The organism is Streptomyces sp. NPDC048496 (genome assembly GCF_043200055.1).
Lineage (GTDB): Bacteria > Actinomycetota > Actinomycetes > Streptomycetales > Streptomycetaceae > Streptomyces.
Genome location: NZ_JBICXB010000007.1, coordinates 58,427 through 75,883, shown reverse-complemented (window position 1 = coordinate 75,883; position 17,457 = coordinate 58,427). Strand labels below are relative to the sequence as shown.

Genomic DNA, 17,457 nt, shown 5'->3' with positions numbered 1-17,457 from the left:
TGGTCCTCCCGGATCATCAGACTCAGTGTGAGGGTGGTGAAGGCTTTGAAGCTGTATCGGCATCCGTGCCGTCCGCGCTGAAGCCGGATTCGTCACCGGGTTCCCCCGGGGCGGTCTCGAACCCGTTCTCCTTGCGGAAGGAGTCGTAGATCTGCAGCAGCACGTTCTTCTGCCGCTCGTTTATCGAGGGATCGGCCAGAATGACCGCCCGGGTCTCCAGCTCCTCCCGCTCCCGCTCGTCCAGAATCCCGGCCCGTACGTAGAGGGTCTCGGCGGAGATCCGCAGGGCCTTGGCAACCTGCTGCAGCACCTCGGCGCTCGGCTTGCGCAGCCCGCGTTCGATCTGGCTGAGATACGGATTGGACACCCCGGCGGCATCGGCGAGCTGCCGCAGCGACAGCTGCGCATTGCGACGCTGCTCGCGCAGGTACTCACCGAGATTGCCGACGTTGAGTGATGCCATGACTCGATAGTGCGCCTTCACTGCTAACTATTGCAAGCACATGCTTGCAAAAGTGTTCCGCGCCACGTGCGGCCGATCCGGGCCTTGTCCGCGAGAGCAACCACGACACCGCCTACGCCGAACCCCGCCCGCTCGCCGTCACCGACGGTTTCGGCAGCCACCTTGTAGTTCATCGTTAAACCCTTTCGGTCCCGTGCGTCACAGCTGTGGGGTCTGTGACCACCCCGGGCACCGATTCACCATGCATGTAACGCATCTGTGAATCCGCTCGACCCGGTTCCACCACTTACCCCTGGCGGGGCTTTGTCTTCTGTGGAACCCACCCGACAAGACGAGCGACGACGGCAGCTGGAAGGGTGCCAAGCCCTTCTACGCGTCCTCGCTCAACGAGAACACCCTGGTCGATCTGCTGGAGGTGTTCGACGGCGGGGTCTACAACTACAGCTACTCGCCGGACGACGTTCCCAAGATCAGCAGCAGCTGGGGAAGCTACAACATCACGGTCGGTGGACGGCAAGGGTGACCTGCTGGCCCGCGACACCAGCGGCAATCTGTACATCCACCCCGGCAACGGCACGGGCAGCGGTTTCGGTGCCCGGGTCAAGGTCGGCGGCGGCTGGAACACGTACACCATCCTGAACTGATCAGCGGCGAGTCATCGCACGGGCGGGGCCCTGCCACCGGAAATACCTGGTGGCAGGGCCCTTGATGCCGAGAGTCAGGCTGGAGGTACGGAGTCTGCGTTCCCGTGCGGCGGTCAGCCGAGCCAGCGGCCGTCGCGCATGAGGTCTCGTCCCTGCAGCTCGTTCGCCTCCCGCCAGGCCTGGATGCGCCGCGGCCGGATCAGGAAGTACTGGTAGGGCTCGTCGAGTTCGCGCGGGTCGAAACCGGTCTTGGCCGCGAACGCGTCGCCCGCCCCCGGCGCGAGGTCCGCGATGTCCACCGGTTCGGCGGCGCCGTCGACGACGACGACGTCGCGCGTCGGCCCGAGGCCGAGTCTCACCCGCCCGTCCGCCAACAGGTTGCGGCCGGTGATCGAGGCACGCGGCGTCGAGATGAGGAACGCGGTCCCGTCCCAGCGGTACGAGAGCGGGATGAGGTGGACGCCCGGGGAGCCCGGCGTCGCGACCCAGAGATCGACGTCGCTCTCCAGTTTCGCGCGAGTGTCCCGCAGCCTCTCCTCGAGCCCACGCGGCGGCGTGCCTGTCATGCTTCCTCCAGTCACATCGTGGAGAGCCCTTCCGCCGAGGGAGGGGCTCCGTCGGTCATCGGTCGGACGGCGTGCCTGTCAGCGACGCGGCCTCCCAGGCGAACCCGTCCGGGTCGGTGAAGACCCCGGCGTCGCCGCCGAGCACGAGACGGTGCGATCCGGTGCCGTCGGCAGGGACGCCGGCGTCCTTGGCAAGGGCACGGCGCTTGTACAGCGCCAGCTTGACGGGACCCGACCCAGCGGCGAACTCGACGTACTTGCTGCCGAAGCTCCTCGCCACGGCGAGGCCGCGGTCGACGTAGAACCGCTTGCTCGCGGTCATGTCGGCGACTCCCAGCAGGAGCACCATCTCGTCGAACTCCCGGGTGGCCGGGCCGGTGTCCTTCTTCGCCGAGGTCGCGACCTTCCAGATCGTCCCGTCCGGGGCCTGTACGACGCCGCCATAACCCCAGAGCGACTTCGAGGCCGGCTTCAGCGGCGTGGCACCGGCGTCGAGGGCGGCGTCGATGAGGCTGTTGACGGTGGACGGCTGGGACACCGTGAGCGACAGCGTGAACCCGCGGAAGCCGGTCGTCGGCGCCTCGGAGGCCCGCAGGCGCAGCTGAGTACCCAAACCGAAGGCGGTGGTGTAGAAGCGGTTGGCGGCCGCGGGGTCGGCCACCTCGAGAGTGATGGATTCGATGGAGGTCATGTCCGTCACGCTAGTTGCGGCTCGGCTGCCGGTGCTTCTCGATTCCTGACCGGTCTGGTCACCTGTTTCGTCACGCACGACGGCATCCCATCCGCAGAGCCCGCCGCGCGGCGCCGGTAGGCGCTGGGCGGCATGCCGACCAGCTCGGTGAAGCGGGTGCTGAAGGTGCCCAGCGATGAGCAGCCGACCGCGAAGCAGACCTCGGTGACGCTGAGATCGCCGCGCCGCAGCAGCGCCGTCGCGCGCTCGATGCGACGCGTCATCAGATAGGCGTACGGCGACTCGCCGTAGGCGAGCGGAACTGCCGGCTGAGATGCCCGGCCGACATGTTCGCGCCGCGGGCGAGCGCCTCGACGTTCAACGGCTGCGCGTACTCCCGGTCGATCCGGTCGCGGACGCGGCGCAGTCGCGCGAGGTCGCTCAGGCGCTGCGCGGCGGTAAGTGCGCGCATCCACGCGGGGTGACACATGAGAGAGAGCTCCTTTCATCCATGTGTGCGAGGACCTGGGTACTTGCTGAGGGTGGAGCGGGCGGCGGCCAGGTGGGGGCCGGTGGTCGGCTCGCCCGGGGCGCAGGAGCACGGAAGCGCCGGCCGCCGCATTCTTCGCAGTGGTCGCGACGCCGGCCACCGAGGGCAGATCGATGACCGAACGGCTCAGCGAAGCTCTTGGATGCGGATCAGGTTGCCCGCGGGATCGCGGAAGGCGCAGTCGCGAACGCCGTAGGGCTGATCGGTCGGCTCCTGGACGACCTCGGCGTCGCCGGCCTGCACCTTCTCGAAGGTGCCATCGAGGTCCCGGGTGGCCAGCAGGATCCAGCCGTAGGTGCCCTTGGCCATCATCTCGACGATGGTGCGGCGCTCGTCCTCGGTGACCCCGGGGTCGGCGGCCGGCGGCGCCAGGAGGATGGACGTGCCGGGCTGATCGACGGGGCCGACCGTGATCCAGCGCATCTTGCCGTGTCCGACGTCGCTGCGGACCTCGAAGCCGAGGGTGTCACGGTAGAAGGCCAGGGCGGCGTCCGGGTCGTCATGCGGGAGGAAGGTCGTGTGAATGGTGATGTCCATGCCCGTCACGTTAACTGCGGGTCGGTGACCACGCTTCTCGATTCCTGATCCGCCCGGCCACCTGTCGCGCACGCCGCCTGACGTTGCGTCAGTCAGGGTTCCCGCAACGGCTCCCAGGCGATCACAAGCCGCGCCGGCGCGAGCGGACGTCACCGATCGCGCGGCTGGGTGAAGCGCAGCATGTTGCCGGCCGGGTCGCGGAAGGCGCAGTCGCGGACGCCGTAGGGCTGGTCGACCGGCTCCTGGAGCACCTCGCCGCCTGCGGCCCGGAGGCGCTCGAAGGTGGCGTCGCAGTCGTCGGTGGAGAAGATCACGCCGCGCAGCATGCCCTTGGCCAGCAGCTCGGCCATCGCCTGCTTGTCCTCCGGCGAGGCGTTCGGGTTCGCGGCCGGCGGTTCGAGAACGATCTCCACGTCCGGCTGCGCGGGTGAGCCGACGGTCACCCAGCGCATCCCCTCGAACGCCACGTCGTTGCGTACCTCCAGGCCGAGAACGTCGCGGTAGAAGGCGAGCGCCTTGTCATGGTCGTCGACTGCGATGAAGCACTGGGACAGCTTGATGTTCATGCCTTCGACGCTACGGGCGGTCGGCGGATTCCGCTTCCCCGATCCTGACCGGTCCGTTCCTGACCGGCCGCGTGAGGATCTTGGCGACGCACGCCGGAATGGCGGCGCCCGGGTCGTGGCGGCGGGCCCGGTACGCGCTCGGGCTCTCGCCGACCAGCTCGGTGAAGCGCGAGCTGAACGACCCCAGCGACGTACAGCCGACCGCGAAGCAGACCTCCGTCACACTCAGGTCGCCCCGCCGCAGCAGCGCCTTGGCCCGCTCGACACGGCGGGTCATCAGGTAGCTGTACGGGGTCTCCCCGTAGGCAGCCCGGAAGCTGCGGGAGAAGTGCCCGGGCGACATGAGGGCGACGCGCGCCAGTGCCGGGACGTCGAGGGGCTGGGCGTAGTCGCGGTCCATCACGTCACGGGCCCGGCGCAGCCGTACGAGATCCTCAAGCGTCACCGGGCCAGCCTAACGCCGTCAGGTCAGTGCTCCTGGGCCGTCGGGCGGCGGGCTGCCGCAGGCCAACGCCGACGCCACCTCCGCGGCCGCCGCGAATCACGGTCCGGCCGGCCAGGCCGATCCGCTCCAGATTTCGCAGGGTCTCGGCAGGCTCTTCTGCCTGATGCCGTCGAGCCGTCGGCGCGGCTCGCCGAAGTGCACCGGGCGTTCCTCCGTCGGCCGGCCGCCGACTGCGGGGCCGATCTGCTTGCCGCAGCCGAGGCCGTCCTCGCGGGTCCCGCCACCGAGTGGGAGGAGTGCGGCACCTAGTGGCATCACGTGGCGCCACTAGAGGTGCCAGAGAGGTCGAGACTCCACGTGGCACCACATTGAAGCAACTTGATGCCAAACATATTTTCGCAGGTCAGGGCCGTCAGAATAGCTCCGACCCAGAATCACTCCCCCCACAGGCTTGTACATGGAGCCATCGTGATGCCACTATGACGTCATGGACCTCACGCCGTATGTCGACAACCTCCGCCGCGAACTCGCGGTGGCCGCCGAAGCCGGCGGCGAAGAAGCCCGCGAGCTGGCCGAGCGGCTCACCGCTCCCCTGGAGTCGGCGACCCGCCTGACGATGCTCAATGTGCTCTCCGCCGCGATGGACGAGATCACCCGTGAACTCGCCCCGGGCTCGGTCGACGTACGGCTGCGTGGGCTCGACCCGGACTTCGTGGTGACGCCGCCGCCGCGCGACGAGACGTACGAGGACAAGAGCGGGCCCGCCGAGCCGCTCAAGGCCCCGGCCCCGGCACCCGCCGACGGCGACGACGGCGGCGGCGGCGGCGGCACCGCCCGCGTCAATCTGCGCCTGCCCGCCCACCTCAAGGCGCGGGCCGAGGAGGCCGCGAGCCGCGAGGGCCTGTCGGTCAACGCGTGGCTGGTACGAGCCGTGTCGGCCGCGGTCGACGGCGGCACCCAGTCGCGTACGACGGAGAAGACCCGCACCACCCGCACCGTCGGACAGAGCTTCACGGGCTGGGTGCGCTAGCCGCGCCCCGCCCGCCCCACTTCACCCACACCACGTCCCACCAGCAGGGACGCCGCGAAGACCCAAGAGGACGGGACAGCCATGCCTTCTTTCGACGCTCCTTTCGACACTCCCGAACCGATCTCGGTCACCGCCCACGTGGACGCCGGATCCATCCGGTTCATCGCCGCTGACCGGCTCGACACCCTCGTCGATGTGCAGCCGCGCGACCCGAAGAAGGACCAGGACGTACGGGCAGCCGAGCAGACCGACGTGGGGTACGCGAGCGGCCTGCTGACCATCAGGACGCCCAAGCAGCGCTATCTCATCGGGCGCACCGGCACCGTCGACGTGACGGTCGAACTGCCCACGGGCTCGCAGGTGGAGATGACCGGCGCCTGGGCCCAGGTGCACGGCGAGGGCCGGCTCGGCGAGGTCCGTGTGAAGACCTCGATGGGCGACGTCCGCCTCGACACCACCGGGCCGCTGCACCTGACCGCGTCCCACGGCAGCATCACCGTGGACCGCGTCGAGGGGCCCGCCGAGATCACCACCAGCTCCGGCAGCCTGCGCGTCGGCACCGTCGACGGCACCGCCGTCCTGAAGAACTCGCACGGCACCACGACCGTCGGCGACGCCCTGGGCGATCTGCGCGTGAGCGGCGCCAACGGCGACATCCTCATCGAGCGCGCCGAGGGATCGGTCGCCGCCACCACCGCCCACGGCACCCTGCGCCTCGACGAAGTCACCCGCGGCACCGTCCAGTTGGAGACCTCCTACGGAGCCATCGAGATCGGCATCCGCGAGGGCACGGCCGCCTGGCTCGACGCCAGCTCGGGCTCCGGCCAGGTGCACAACGCGCTCACCGCGTCCGAGAGCCCGGAGGAGACCGAGGACAGGGTCGAGGTCAAAGCCCGTACCCGTTACGGCAACATCGACATCCGCCGCGCCCGGGCCTGACCCGCCCACTCTCCTTACAACCAAGGCCACTTCACCGCTCATCACGCCTTCGAATGGGAGGGCCCCATGCCTTCTTCTGTCATGCCCATGCCCAGGCAGGACGGCCAGCAGCCGCCCACCGCCGTCTCCACCGTCGATCTGCGCAAGTCGTACGGCGACAAGACCGTCCTCGACGGCATCGACCTGCGGATCCCGTCCGGCACCGTGTTCGCGCTGCTCGGACCGAACGGCGCCGGCAAGACCACCACCGTGCAGATCCTGTCCACACTCATCTCCGCCGACGGCGGGCAGGCCCAGGTCGCGGGCCACGACGTCGCCACAGCGCCGGACGGTGTGCGCGCCGCGATCGGCGTCACCGGGCAGTTCGCCGCGCTCGACGACCTGCTCACCGCCGAGGAGAACCTGCTCCTCATGGCCGACCTGCTGCGGCTCGGCAAGCGCGAAGGACGCAAGCGGGCCAAGGAGTTGCTGGAGCGGTTCGAGATTGCGGACGTCGCGCACAAGCGCGCCGTGACCTTCTCCGGCGGCATGCGGCGCCGGCTCGACCTCGCCATGACGCTGGTCGGCGACCCGCAGGTGATCTTCCTCGACGAGCCGACGACCGGGCTGGACCCGCGCAGCCGCCGCACCATGTGGGAGACCGTGCGTTCACTGGTCGCCGGCGGCGTCACCGTCTTCCTCACCACGCAATACCTGGAGGAGGCCGACCAGTTGGCTGACCGGATCGCGGTGCTCGACGGAGGCCGGATCGTCGCCGAGGGCACCGCCGACGAGCTCAAGGCGCAGATCCCCGGCAGCCATGTACGCCTGCGGTTCACCGACCCCGACGAGTACGAGCGCGCGGCCGCCGCCTTCCCCGGCGCGGCCCGCGACGGCGAGGAGCTCGCCCTGCGCATCGCGGGCGACGGTGGCCTCGACGCGCTGCGCTCCCTGCTCGACCGGCTCGACGCCGCCGGTATCCGCGCCGCCGACTTCTCCGTGCACACCCCCGACCTCGACGACGTGTTCCTCGCCCTGACCGGCGACGGCAGCACCAACACCGCGCTCCACGTGAAGGAGACCCTGCGATGAGCACCCTCACCTACGCCGTGCACGACTCGATGACGATGCTGCGGCGGAATCTGCAGCACGCGATCCGCTATCCGTCCGTGGGGTTCGGCGCCGCCATGACGCCGATCCTGATGCTGCTGCTGTTCGTGTACGCCTTCGGCGACTCGATCGGCGCCGGCATGGGCGGCGGCCGGGACGCGTATCTGAACTACCTGACGCCCGGCATCATCATCATGGGGGTGGCCGCCGGCTCGATGTCGACCTCGATCGCGGTCTGCTCCGACATGACCGAGGGCATCATCAACCGCTTCCGCACCATGAACATCACGCGCTCGTCGTTCATGACGGGGCATGTCATCGGCAGCGTCATCCAGACGATGGTGAGCGCCGTGCTGGTCGTCGGCGTCGCGCTCGCCGTCGGCTTCCGGTCCGGGGCGACCCCGCTGGAGTGGCTGGCCGCGGCCGGCCTCCTCACGGCCATCGCCTTCGCGGTGACCTGGCTGTCCGCGGCGCTCGGCCTGATCTCCAAGACGGTCGAGTCGGCGAGCAACAAGCCGTTGCTCGTCCAGTTCCTGCCGTTCCTCGGCTCGGCGTTCGTGCCGGCCGAGTCGATGTCGCCGGGCCTGCGCTGGTTCGCCGAGTACCAGCCGTTCACGCCGATGACCGAGACACTGCGCGGCCTGCTCTCCGGCTCGGAGATCGGCAACAACGGCTGGATCTCGCTGGCCTGGTGCGCCGGTATCGCCCTGGTCGGCTACGTCTGGTCGCGCTCGCTCTTCAACAGCGGCACCACGCGCTGAGCACCGGAACGCACAGGGGCGGGGTGCTCACTCACCGGCAGGGAGTGAGCACCCCGCCCTTGCATGTCCGCACTTACGGCCTCCCCCACGACAGGGAGTGGGGGAGGCCGTTGGAGGAGCACCCCGGCGGGTCAACGGGGCAACCGGGGGAGGCCGTTAGAACACATCCGGGCACCAGGCGCGCCGTCCCGCCCGGAACACCCCGTCCGCCACCGCCGCCGCGCCCGGCGTGAGTTCGTCGATCCGGCCCAGTGCCACGAGCCGGAGCACCGATTCGTCGCCGAGGTAGAGCGTCCCCAGCTCCCGTACGTCCAGGGCCAGATCGGCGCTCTCCGTGGTCGGCGTGCAGGACGCGCCGTCCGGGGAGGCGTTCAGGCGGAAGCGGCCGCCGCTCAGGCCGGCCGGGTCGTGGACGTCCAGGGTCAGGGTGGCCGGCACGGCGTAGGCGCGTGCCTCCAGGGCTCGTACGACATCCAGGACGCGCACCCACATCCAGTCCGCCTGCGTGACGACGCGGGCCGCGCGCGGGTCCGGGAGGAGGAGGGGGAGCAGGTCGTCGGGGGCGCGGTAGCCGGAGCGGACCGTGGTGACCCAGTCGATCGAGCAGACGAAGTGCCACAGCGCACGTTCCGCCGCCGGCGTCTCGGCGATCAGACCGACGACGGACGCCCGGTTCAGCGGCTGCTTCGCATCGCCCCACTTGTCGTCGGCGCGGTAGACGAGCAGGCCGTCGACCTCGCCGTCCGCGTTGCGGTACACCGCGTAGAACGGTTCCGTCCATGAACCCGGCACGGGCAGGTCCTCGCCGGTGTTCAGCTGCCACCAGCGGTCTCCGCGGCTGACCACGCCGTGCTGCCGGGCGCGCAGCCGGTCGTGCAGGGCGGGGCCGAGCTTGCGCACGTCCGCCGCGTCCACCAGGTCGATCCGGCCGCCGTCCGCCGCGGACGGGCCCGACCAGCGCGGGTCCAGGCCGGCCCGGGGGACGTCGATCTCCCACTCGGTGGTCCAGGTGGCCGGGCCGAACCCGTACCGCCCGTAGATCGGGTACTCGGCGGCGATCAGTGTCGCGACCACGTCGCCGCGCTCCTTCGCCGCTGCCAGGTCCGTGGCCATCATCCGGCTGAGCAGCCCGCGCCGGCGGTGCGTGGGCGACACCGTGACGTTGGTGACCGCGTCGGACGGCACCGCGGCGCCGCCGACGACCGTCAGCTCCTGCGCGATCGACCGGAACGACGCCACGCACCGCCCGTCGTCGAACACCCCTTGGGTACGGGCCAGATCCATGTGCGGGAGGCGGCCCGCGATCTCCCCGTCCGTCACCGTCGGCGGGCGCAGAAAGCCGGTGTTCACGGCGCGCAGCCAGTTGGGGAACTCGGATTCGGTGACGGTACGGATCTCAAGGCTCATGCGCCCCAGGCTAGGCATGCGGGACGGGGAATGTCGCCAGGTTTTCCGGGCATCCCCGGGGAACCCGGACGGTCAGAACGCCGCCCGGATCACGCCCACTTCCGCGCCGCCGCCCAGCAGCGGCGCCCGGCCGATCCGGTCCACCACCGGGGCGTCGATGCCGAGCAGCTCCAGCGCCCTGGCCAGCACCGGGCCGAGCGCCCGCCCGCCGCCGTCGTCGATCTTGAATGCCAGTGCCCGGCCGTCCGCCAGCGCCACCGCCTGGACCGCCTCCGCGCCCATCTTGGAGAGCGTGCCCGGCACTTCGCGCATCAGCCACGTGTCGGGGCGCCGGGTACCCGCGACGTACTCCGGGTGGGCGCGCATCGCATCCGCCACCCGGCGCTCCGCGGTGCCCGCCTCGGCCAGCACGAACGAGCGGAACGCCCGCGCCAGACCGACCAGGCTGATCGCCATCAGCGGGGCCCCGCAGCCGTCCGTACCCACCGCCGTGACCGGCTCGCCCGCCGCGTCCTCGACCACCTGGTGGACCAGCTGCTGGAGCGGGTGGGCGGGGTCCAGATAGGTCGCCGGGTCCCAGCCGTTGCGTGCGCACACCGCGAGCATCGCCGCATGCTTGCCGGAGCAGTTCATGGTGATCCGCTCGCGGACGCCGCCCGCGGCAAGATAGGTCTCCGCCTCCGCCGGGTCCAGCGGCAGATCGGGCGGGGTCTGCAGATCGTCCGGCGTCAGTCCGTGCTCGGCGAGCATCTTGCGTACGAGATCGAGGTGGAACCCCTCGCCCGAGTGGCTCGCGGCGGCCAGCGCCAGCCGTTCCCCGGAGAGGTCGAGCCCGGCCCGCAGCACGGCGGCGGCCTGCATCGGCTTGTTCGAGGAGCGCGGGAAGACCGCCGCGGCCGGGTCTCCCAGCGCCTGCTCCACACTGCCGTCGGCGGCCAGCACGACCAGCGAGCCCCGGTGGTGGCCTTCGACGAAGCCGGACCGTACGACCTCGGCCAGAACGGGCAGCGCGGGGGCCGCCGGGGATATGAAGGGTGTGGAGCTCATCGTGGCGGCCTTCCGGGGCTGTGCGGGACCCGCCCCGGAAGGATCGCTTCAGGCGAGCAGGTCGTCTACTTGTGCTTCCCCGTCACGGTACCTGCGGGCGATCTCCGCGCTGCAATCGTCCGTGGTGCACTGCAGCCGGTGACGGCGGCGGGAGACCTGTTGTTCGTAGCGGACGAGCCGTCCCATCGCGGCGTCCAGCTCTGCGTCCGTACGGGCGTCGAGGTCGGAGAGTTCGACCTCGGCGAGTGTCTCGGCGGCCAGCCGGCGGAACTCGTCGCTCCGCGGCGTGGTCAGCGTCACGTGCCGCGCGGACGAGCGGTGCCGCGACGGGGTGTCGGCGAGGATTTCGGAGAGCCGGTCCACGACCGGTGTCTCGGGGGCCCGGCGGCGGGCCAGCTCGGCCCGCAGGATGTCGATCCGCCCCTGGACCAGACGGCGTACGTAACTGAGGTCTGCCTCATCGCGCTGCGCGTCACGGCGCAGCGCGCGCAGTTCCGGCAGTCGCAGGGCGCCCAGCTCCGGCTGCGAGGGCCCGGGCAGGCCGTCACCCGGGCCGGGACCGGTCCGCTGCACGGGCGGACGCATGGTGCTGGTACCCGTACTGGTCCCGGCGGCGGCACGCGTGACGGGTACGACACCGGGGGATTGCCCGGTTCCATATGTACTCATGCTCTGTCCATCCCCTCGACCGGTGCGTCGGCACACCGCCTCCCGTGCATGGTGCCACCCCACACCGTGCCTATGCAGATGCTCTGTACCCGTTCAGCCCAAGATAGGTTGGTCTGTATGCGTGCGGTGATACAGAGAGTGGACGGCGCGAGCGTCACGGTGGCCGACGGCGCGAGCGACGGAAACGGGCCCGAGGTGGTCGGCGAAATCGTCGGCGAAGGGCTGTGTGTGCTGGTCGGAGTCACCCACGGGGACACCGTGGAGAAGGCGGCGCAGCTCGCCCGCAAGCTCTGGTCGGTGCGCATTCTGGAGGGTGAGAAGTCCTGCTCCGATGTGAATGCACCGCTTTTGGTGATTTCGCAGTTCACTCTCTACGGGGACGCCCGGAAGGGGCGCAGGCCCACCTGGAACGCCGCGGCGCCCGGCGAGATCGCCGAACCGCTGGTCGACGAGGTGGTGGCGCAGCTGCGGGCGCTGGGCGCGCAGGTGGAGACGGGCCGGTTCGGAGCGGACATGCGGGTCTCGCTCACGAACCATGGCCCGTTCACCGTACTGATCGAGGTCTGAGAGCCTGTCGGGTGACCTTCGATCGGAAAGCGGACGCGGTCTGGTGCGTGCGATTCCAAGGCGCTGGAAGGTCCTCGGATGAGGTCTCCCCTGCTCGAACGAAGCTGAGAGCCTGGGGAAGGAGCTACTAGGGCATTTCGGCAACGCGGGAAGCGTGCGCGCCAGGGCGTGGCCGCCCGATCAGAGGTCACCCGACAGGCTCTGAGCCGGGTTCGGGCCGTGCGTAGCGCATCTACGGCTCGACGACCGTCTCCTGGGCCGCCGCGGTGTCCCCCGCGAGTAGTTCCGCGTCCACCGCCACGTTCCGTTTGACCAGCGCCAGCGCGATCGGGCCCAGCTCGTGGTGGCGGGCGGACGTCGTGATGAAGCCGAGCTGGCGTCCCTCCGCCCCGTCCGCTGCGAGCCGCACCGGGGTGCCGTGTCCGGGCAGGATCACGTCGCTGCCGTCCAGATGCAGGAAGACCAGCCGACGCGGCGGCTTCCCCAGGTTCTGCACCCGGGCCACGGTCTCCTGACCGCGGTAGCAGCCCTTCTGAAGGTGGACGGCGGTGCCGATCAAGCCCAGCTCGTGCGGGATGGTGCGGTGGTCGGTCTCGAAGCCGAGCCGGGGGCGGTGAGCCTCGACGCGCAGCGCCTCGTAGGCCAGGATGCCGGCCACCGGGCCGTTCTCGGCGGCGTAGGTCTCCAGGTCGGCGCGGGGCAGGAACAGGTCACGGCCGTGCGGCGCCTCCCGTACGACGACGCCCTCGGGGACCTCCGCGATGGAGCCGGCCGGCAGGTGCACGACGGCGAAGTCCTCGGTGCGGTCGGCGACCTCCACCCGGTAGAAGAACTTCATCGAGTCCAGATAGGCGATCAGGTCGCCCTGGGTGCCCGGTTCGACGTGCATCCACACCGTCTCGCCGTCGTCGACGAGATAGAGGGCGTGCTCGATGTGCCCGTGCGAGGTGAGGATCAGCGCCTCGGTGGCCTCCCCCGGGGCGAGTTCGCTGACGTGCTGGGTGATCAGCAGGTGCAGCCAGGCCAGCCGGTCGCTTCCGGTGACGGTGACGACGCCGCGGTGCGAGAGGTCGACGAGGCCGGTGCCGTCGGCGAGGGCTCGCTGCTCGCGGAACAGGTCACCGTAGTGCGCGGCGACGCCTTCGTCGCGGCCCTCGGCGGGGACGGCGCCGGGCAGGGACAGCAGGGGGCTCTTCATGCGACCAGCGTACGACTCGGTTCACGGCCTCCCCCGCGGTAGGGAGTGGATCAGCGAGCGGAGTGCGGCTTCGATGGCAAGGCGGAGGACGGAGTCGACGCGGAGCGTCGGTGACCGACGACAACGCGGAAGGGGGTCCCTCCCTGCTCGAGCGAAGCCGAGAGCTTGGGGGAGGAGTGGCAGGGCGCCGGGAGCCCACTCCCTGCCGTGGGGAGGCCGTTACTGCGCGGACGCGGGCGGCCCGGGCCGATCGGCCGCTCGATCGCCCGGCTCACCGGCCGCCGCCTTCGCCGTGCAGCCGGCGCAGCGGCCGAAGATCGCGAAGTGCTTCATGTCGGTCTCGAAGCCGAAGCTGTCCCGCAGCTTCGCGGTGAATTCGGCGACGACGTCGACATCGGCCTCGATGATGTCCGCGCAGTCCCGGCAGACCAGATGGATGTGGTGGTGGCGGTCGGCCAGGTGGTACGTCGGCGCCCCGTGCCCCAGATGGGCATGGCTGACCAGCTGGAGCTCCTCCAGGAGCTCCAGGGTCCGGTAGACGGTCGAGATGTTCACACCGGACGCCGTCCTGCGCACCTCGGCGAGGATGTCGTCGGGCGTCGCGTGTTCCAGTGTGTCGACGGCTTCCAGGACAAGCTGCCGCTGCGGCGTCAGCCGATAGCCGCGCTGCCGAAGATCGGTCTTCCAGTCGGTGCTCACCACAGGCCCAGTGTAGGACCGGGTGACCACCTGACCGCAGGTCGTGCGCGTACCTGGAAGGCGTGCGGCTACTTGAAGAACGCGATGCCGTCGTCCGGCAGGTCGCCGAGGCTCTTCGCCATCGCCTCGACCTCTTCCGGGGTGACGACCTTCTTCAGGTGCGCCGACATGTACGGGCGCAGCTCCACGTCGGGGGTGGCCTTCTCCCCGACCCACATCAGGTCACTGTTCACATAGCCGTAGAGGCGCTTGCCACCGTTGTACGGGCCGGAGGCCGCGGTCCGCGCCACCGCGTCGGTGACCAGGTCGATCTGCGGCTTCTGGTGGGCGAGCTCGCCGTACCAGATCTCGATGACCCCCTGGTCGCGGGACATGACGACCTCGACCTTGCGGTCCTTGTCGATGCGCCAGTAACCGGACTCGGTCTCCAGCGGCTTGACCTTGTTGCCCTCGGCGTCGAGCACCCAGGAGTGCGAGACGTACTCCAGGAAGTCCCGGCCGTCGTGGCTGAAGGAGACTTCCTGGCCGAAGTTGCACTTCTCGGCGCCGGGGAAGTCGGACACACCCGCGCCCGCCCAGTTGCCGAGCAGGAAGGCAAGCGGGACGAGGTCCGGGTGGAGGTCGGACGGGATCTCGATCATGAGCGGCTCAGACGATCTGTGAGGGAGTGGTGAGTGGTGCGGACTCGGGTCAGCGCTGGCCCTGGTACAGCTTCTTCACGGTCAGGGCCGCGAAGGCAAGAACGCCGACGCAGACCAGAACCAGCAGGGTGGAGAAGAATGCCTCAAGCACGGGAGCTCCTCGGACGAGCGATAACGAGCGGTATGGCGGCAATACGGGGCCGAGCCCCAGCCTAATGGGTAGGGGCCCGGCGCGACGGTTCGGGGCGTGCCGAGGGAAGGGGCTCCCCGGCGTGCGGGTCAGCCCAGCAGCTGGTTCTGCAGGATCAGCGTCTGGTGGAACGGGACGCGTTCCGTGCCGGCCTTCCCCTTGCGGGACTGGATGACGAGGGCGAGCGTGTCGCCGGAGAGCACATGTGCGTGGCGGACCTGCTCGGAACCGTACGGCTTGCCCTCGGCGTACACAGAGGCCGCGGTGTTTTCCACCCGCCCGCTGCCCGACCACGTCTCGTCGAAGTCCGTACGGGGCGACCCGCCGAACTGAGCACCGATGGACGAGTTCTCGGAGGTCTCCATTACCTGCGCACCCAACTGACCCATGGCGGTGGGGTGGGTTTGTGCGGCCGACGATTACAGTTCGGCATATGCCGAAGAAGCTCGTGATCAAGGTGACCGCAGGTGCCGATTCCGCCGAGCGCTGCTCGCAGGCGTTCACGGTGGCGGCGGTCGCCGTCGCCAGCGGTGTGGAGGTCTCGCTCTGGCTGACCGGCGAATCCGCGTGGTTCGCCCTGCCGGGCCGCGCCGCCGAGTTCGAACTTCCGCACGCCGCACCGCTGCCGGACCTGATCGAGTCGATTCAGGCGGGCGGCCTGATCACCCTCTGCACCCAGTGCGCGGCTCGGCGCGACATCACCGAGAACGACGTACTGGAAGGCGTACGGATCGCGGGCGCCCAGGTCTTCGTCAGCGAGGTCATGGCGGACGGCGTCCAGGCCCTCGTCTACTGATGGCACTTCCTGCCGAGGGCGTCCAGGCCCTCGTCCACTGACGGCACTTCCTGCCGACGACGGACGGTTCTGCTACTGGCGGCGCTTCTTGCCGTCGAGCTCGTCCCACCACTCGTCCGACTGCGGGTCGCCGGACGGATCGTCCCACCAGCGGTCCTCCGGCCCCCGCCGGTTGGCGACCATCGCCGCGACGGGCGGGATGACCATGGCGACCACGCACATTCCGACGGCGACGGGCATCGACCAGAGCCGCACGAAGGCCCAGGCGGAGACGAAAAGGACTATGCATCCGCCCATCATCAGGAAGTAGCGGCGACGGCGCCGGGCGTACATAACTCAAGCGTAGGCCCGATCCCGGCCCGTGCACCCGGCGCGAACGGGCCCGCGCACACCCTGTGGACGGCGCGAAGGACCGTACCCCGGTTCAGAAGGCGTCCAACCCCCTGGGGTACGGCCCTCCGGCCGATCTGTGCCGCGGATCAGACGGCGATGGCCACCTCGGAGAGGCCACCGGTCTGCGCGACGACCGTGCGGTCGGCGGTGCCGCCCGGGACGAGGGCGCGCAGCGTCCAGGTGCCCTCGGCCGCATAGAAGCGGAACTGTCCGGTCGCCGAGGTCGGGACCTCCGCGGTGAACTCGCCGGTCGAGTCCAGCAGACGGACGTAACCGGTCACCGGCTCGCCGTCGCGGGTCACGCTGCCCTGGATCGTGGTCTCACCGGGCTTGATGGTCGAAGCGTCGGGGCCGCCGGCCTTTGCTCCACACATGGTGTTCTGTCCTTCTGGTCGGGGTCGGGCTGGTCCAGGTCGCGGAGTTACTTGTTGGCGCCGAGCTCGATCGGCACGCCGACGAGGGAGCCGTACTCGGTCCACGAACCGTCGTAGTTCTTGACGTTCTCCTGGCCGAGCAGCTGGTGCAGCACGAACCAGGTCAGGGCGGAGCGCTCACCGATGCGGCAGTACGCGATGGTGTCCTTCGACAGGTCGATCTGCTCGTCCTCGTAGAGGGCCTTGAGCGCGTCGTCCGACTTGAAGGTGCCGTCGTCGTTGGCGTTCTTCGACCACGGGATGTTGCGCGCGGTCGGGATGTGACCCGGACGCTGCGACTGCTCCTGCGGGAGGTGCGCCGGGGCGAGCAGCTTGCCGCTGAACTCGTCGGGCGAACGCACGTCGACCAGGTTCTGGTTGCCGATCGCCGCCACCACTTCGTCGCGGTAGGCGCGGATCGACTGGTCCTGTGCCTGGGCCTTGTACTGGGTGGCGGGACGGGACGGGATCTGGTCGCCGTCGACCAGGTCGCGGGAGTCGAGCTCCCACTTCTTGCGGCCGCCGTCGAGCAGGCGGACGTCCTGGTGACCGTAGAGCTTGAAGTACCAGAACGCGTAGGACGCGAACCAGTTGTTGTTGCCGCCGTAGAGCACGACCGTGGTGTCGTTGCCGATGCCCTTCTCGGACAGGAGCTTCTCGAAGCCGGCCTGGTCGATGAAGTCACGGCGGACCGGGTCCTGGAGGTCCTTGGTCCAGTCGATCCGGATCGCGTTCTTGATGTGGTTCTTCTCGTACGCCGAGGTGTCCTCGTCGACCTCGACAAGAGCAACCTTCGGGTCGTCGATGTGGGCCTCGACCCAGTCGGCGTCTACGAGGACGTCACTGCGGCTCATTCTTTTCTCCTCCGGGGCAGTCTGCGGCGAGATGACGCGGGGTGCGGATGTACGGGGGCGCATTTCTGCACGTACACACATGCACGGAAATGGGCCCTGACAGCGGTCGAAGGGCCGGGGGAATGCGGGATGCGACGATCCCGCTCAGACAGTGCGACAGAGCATGGCGGCGACGCGGCACAGGTCTACTGCCCGCCGCTTCGTGAGATCCGCCTGGCCCCGCTGACGGAGGCCGCTGATAGTGCACTGCATAGGACCGATCGTAGGGACGTGCGGGCGGACATGTCACCGTCGTGTCGCATCTTGAGACACGATCGTCCGCA

The 17,457-nt window shown here is 69.7% G+C and carries 24 protein-coding genes and 1 pseudogene; 7 read left to right on the top strand and 18 right to left on the bottom strand.

All coding sequences use genetic code 11. From position 1 onward, the window contains the following. Positions 1-22: 22 nt before the first annotated feature. A complete protein-coding gene (locus ACGFSA_RS10180) occupies positions 23-463 on the bottom strand; it encodes a helix-turn-helix domain-containing protein (protein ID WP_393302455.1) in 441 nt (146 codons plus the stop codon). A gap of 506 nt (positions 464-969) precedes the next feature. Here ACGFSA_RS10180 and ACGFSA_RS10175 point away from each other — a divergent pair. Further along, positions 970-1,107 carry a hypothetical protein gene (locus ACGFSA_RS10175; RefSeq protein ID WP_393302452.1) on the top strand — a complete coding sequence of 46 codons (138 nt, stop codon included), beginning with the start codon at positions 970-972 and terminating at the stop codon, positions 1,105-1,107. A gap of 113 nt (positions 1,108-1,220) precedes the next feature. Here the strand turns inward: ACGFSA_RS10175 and ACGFSA_RS10170 are convergent, their stop codons facing one another. The 6 genes and pseudogenes from ACGFSA_RS10170 to ACGFSA_RS10145 form a co-directional block, all read right to left on the bottom strand. After that, the gene (locus ACGFSA_RS10170; RefSeq protein WP_393302449.1) at positions 1,221-1,673 is read right to left on the bottom strand and encodes a pyridoxamine 5'-phosphate oxidase family protein; all 453 of its coding nucleotides are present in this window, start codon (positions 1,671-1,673) and stop codon (positions 1,221-1,223) included. 55 nt (positions 1,674-1,728) lie between these two features. After that, entirely contained in the window at positions 1,729-2,364 is a 636-nt protein-coding gene (locus tag ACGFSA_RS10165; RefSeq protein ID WP_393302446.1) for a glyoxalase, read from the bottom strand. A 5-nt stretch (positions 2,365-2,369) separates the two neighbouring features. Then, positions 2,370-2,833 (bottom strand): annotated as a pseudogene (locus ACGFSA_RS10160) (helix-turn-helix transcriptional regulator). A 186-nt stretch (positions 2,834-3,019) separates the two neighbouring features. Further along, complete coding sequence (locus ACGFSA_RS10155) at positions 3,020-3,430, bottom strand: VOC family protein (protein WP_393302443.1); 411 nt, start codon at positions 3,428-3,430, stop codon at positions 3,020-3,022. Between the two features lie 149 nt (positions 3,431-3,579). After that, complete coding sequence (locus ACGFSA_RS10150; RefSeq protein ID WP_393302440.1) at positions 3,580-3,996, bottom strand: VOC family protein; 417 nt, start codon at positions 3,994-3,996, stop codon at positions 3,580-3,582. 10 nt (positions 3,997-4,006) lie between these two features. Continuing rightward, positions 4,007-4,441, bottom strand: coding sequence for a helix-turn-helix transcriptional regulator (locus tag ACGFSA_RS10145; RefSeq protein ID WP_358860311.1), 435 nt, complete (start codon positions 4,439-4,441; stop codon positions 4,007-4,009). Between the two features lie 487 nt (positions 4,442-4,928). Between ACGFSA_RS10145 and ACGFSA_RS10140 the strand changes: the two genes are divergently transcribed. From ACGFSA_RS10140 to ACGFSA_RS10125, 4 genes are all read left to right on the top strand, one after another. Beyond that, positions 4,929-5,471, top strand: a complete 543-nt coding sequence (locus ACGFSA_RS10140; protein WP_393302436.1) for a hypothetical protein — start codon at positions 4,929-4,931, stop codon at positions 5,469-5,471. An 81-nt stretch (positions 5,472-5,552) separates the two neighbouring features. Further along, complete coding sequence (locus ACGFSA_RS10135; RefSeq protein WP_393302433.1) at positions 5,553-6,410, top strand: DUF4097 domain-containing protein; 858 nt, start codon at positions 5,553-5,555, stop codon at positions 6,408-6,410. 81 nt (positions 6,411-6,491) lie between these two features. Next, a complete protein-coding gene (locus tag ACGFSA_RS10130; RefSeq protein WP_393302825.1) occupies positions 6,492-7,481 on the top strand; it encodes an ATP-binding cassette domain-containing protein in 990 nt (329 codons plus the stop codon). Then, positions 7,478-8,260 (top strand): ABC transporter permease, encoded by a 783-nt coding sequence (locus tag ACGFSA_RS10125; protein WP_393302430.1) that lies wholly within the window; start codon positions 7,478-7,480, stop codon positions 8,258-8,260. Before ACGFSA_RS10130 ends, ACGFSA_RS10125 begins: the two co-directional genes overlap by 4 nt. Before the next feature lie 156 nt (positions 8,261-8,416). Here the strand turns inward: ACGFSA_RS10125 and ACGFSA_RS10120 are convergent, their stop codons facing one another. The 3 genes from ACGFSA_RS10120 to ACGFSA_RS10110 form a co-directional block, all read right to left on the bottom strand. Then, complete coding sequence (locus ACGFSA_RS10120; protein WP_393302427.1) at positions 8,417-9,667, bottom strand: GNAT family N-acetyltransferase; 1,251 nt, start codon at positions 9,665-9,667, stop codon at positions 8,417-8,419. A 72-nt stretch (positions 9,668-9,739) separates the two neighbouring features. Further along, positions 9,740-10,714, bottom strand: coding sequence for an asparaginase (locus ACGFSA_RS10115; protein WP_393302424.1), 975 nt, complete (start codon positions 10,712-10,714; stop codon positions 9,740-9,742). A 48-nt stretch (positions 10,715-10,762) separates the two neighbouring features. Continuing rightward, complete coding sequence (locus ACGFSA_RS10110; protein ID WP_393302421.1) at positions 10,763-11,383, bottom strand: ABC transporter substrate-binding protein; 621 nt, start codon at positions 11,381-11,383, stop codon at positions 10,763-10,765. A 117-nt stretch (positions 11,384-11,500) separates the two neighbouring features. On the opposite strand from ACGFSA_RS10110, the gene dtd reads away from it, so the two are divergent. Next, a complete protein-coding gene (gene dtd / locus ACGFSA_RS10105) occupies positions 11,501-11,950 on the top strand; it encodes a D-aminoacyl-tRNA deacylase (protein ID WP_393302418.1) in 450 nt (149 codons plus the stop codon). Between the two features lie 232 nt (positions 11,951-12,182). On the opposite strand, the gene ACGFSA_RS10100 is transcribed toward dtd, so the two are convergent. The 4 genes from ACGFSA_RS10100 to ACGFSA_RS10085 all read right to left on the bottom strand — a co-directional run bounded on the left by ACGFSA_RS10100 (position 12,183) and on the right by ACGFSA_RS10085 (position 15,043). Then, positions 12,183-13,148: a YgfZ/GcvT domain-containing protein gene (locus ACGFSA_RS10100; protein ID WP_393302415.1), complete on the bottom strand. Its 966-nt coding sequence runs from the start codon at positions 13,146-13,148 to the stop codon at positions 12,183-12,185. A gap of 219 nt (positions 13,149-13,367) precedes the next feature. Then, positions 13,368-13,850, bottom strand: a complete 483-nt coding sequence (locus tag ACGFSA_RS10095) for a Fur family transcriptional regulator (protein WP_393302412.1) — start codon at positions 13,848-13,850, stop codon at positions 13,368-13,370. 65 nt (positions 13,851-13,915) lie between these two features. Further along, positions 13,916-14,488 carry an FABP family protein gene (locus tag ACGFSA_RS10090; RefSeq protein ID WP_393302409.1) on the bottom strand — a complete coding sequence of 191 codons (573 nt, stop codon included), beginning with the start codon at positions 14,486-14,488 and terminating at the stop codon, positions 13,916-13,918. Positions 14,489-14,767: 279 nt separating this feature from the next. Continuing rightward, entirely contained in the window at positions 14,768-15,043 is a 276-nt protein-coding gene (locus ACGFSA_RS10085; protein WP_393302406.1) for a hypothetical protein, read from the bottom strand. 68 nt (positions 15,044-15,111) lie between these two features. On the opposite strand from ACGFSA_RS10085, the gene ACGFSA_RS10080 reads away from it, so the two are divergent. Further along, positions 15,112-15,474 (top strand): DsrE family protein, encoded by a 363-nt coding sequence (locus ACGFSA_RS10080; RefSeq protein ID WP_393302404.1) that lies wholly within the window; start codon positions 15,112-15,114, stop codon positions 15,472-15,474. 72 nt (positions 15,475-15,546) lie between these two features. Here ACGFSA_RS10080 and ACGFSA_RS10075 read toward each other — a convergent pair whose 3' ends face one another. From ACGFSA_RS10075 to ACGFSA_RS10060, 4 genes are all read right to left on the bottom strand, one after another. Further along, a complete protein-coding gene (locus ACGFSA_RS10075) occupies positions 15,547-15,807 on the bottom strand; it encodes a DUF3099 domain-containing protein (protein WP_366691807.1) in 261 nt (86 codons plus the stop codon). A 146-nt stretch (positions 15,808-15,953) separates the two neighbouring features. After that, complete coding sequence (locus ACGFSA_RS10070; RefSeq protein ID WP_393302401.1) at positions 15,954-16,241, bottom strand: DUF1416 domain-containing protein; 288 nt, start codon at positions 16,239-16,241, stop codon at positions 15,954-15,956. A gap of 47 nt (positions 16,242-16,288) precedes the next feature. Then, positions 16,289-17,134: a sulfurtransferase gene (locus ACGFSA_RS10065; RefSeq protein ID WP_393302398.1), complete on the bottom strand. Its 846-nt coding sequence runs from the start codon at positions 17,132-17,134 to the stop codon at positions 16,289-16,291. Between the two features lie 144 nt (positions 17,135-17,278). Next, a complete protein-coding gene (locus ACGFSA_RS10060) occupies positions 17,279-17,386 on the bottom strand; it encodes a putative leader peptide (protein WP_393302395.1) in 108 nt (35 codons plus the stop codon). Between the last annotated feature and the right edge of the window lie 71 nt (positions 17,387-17,457).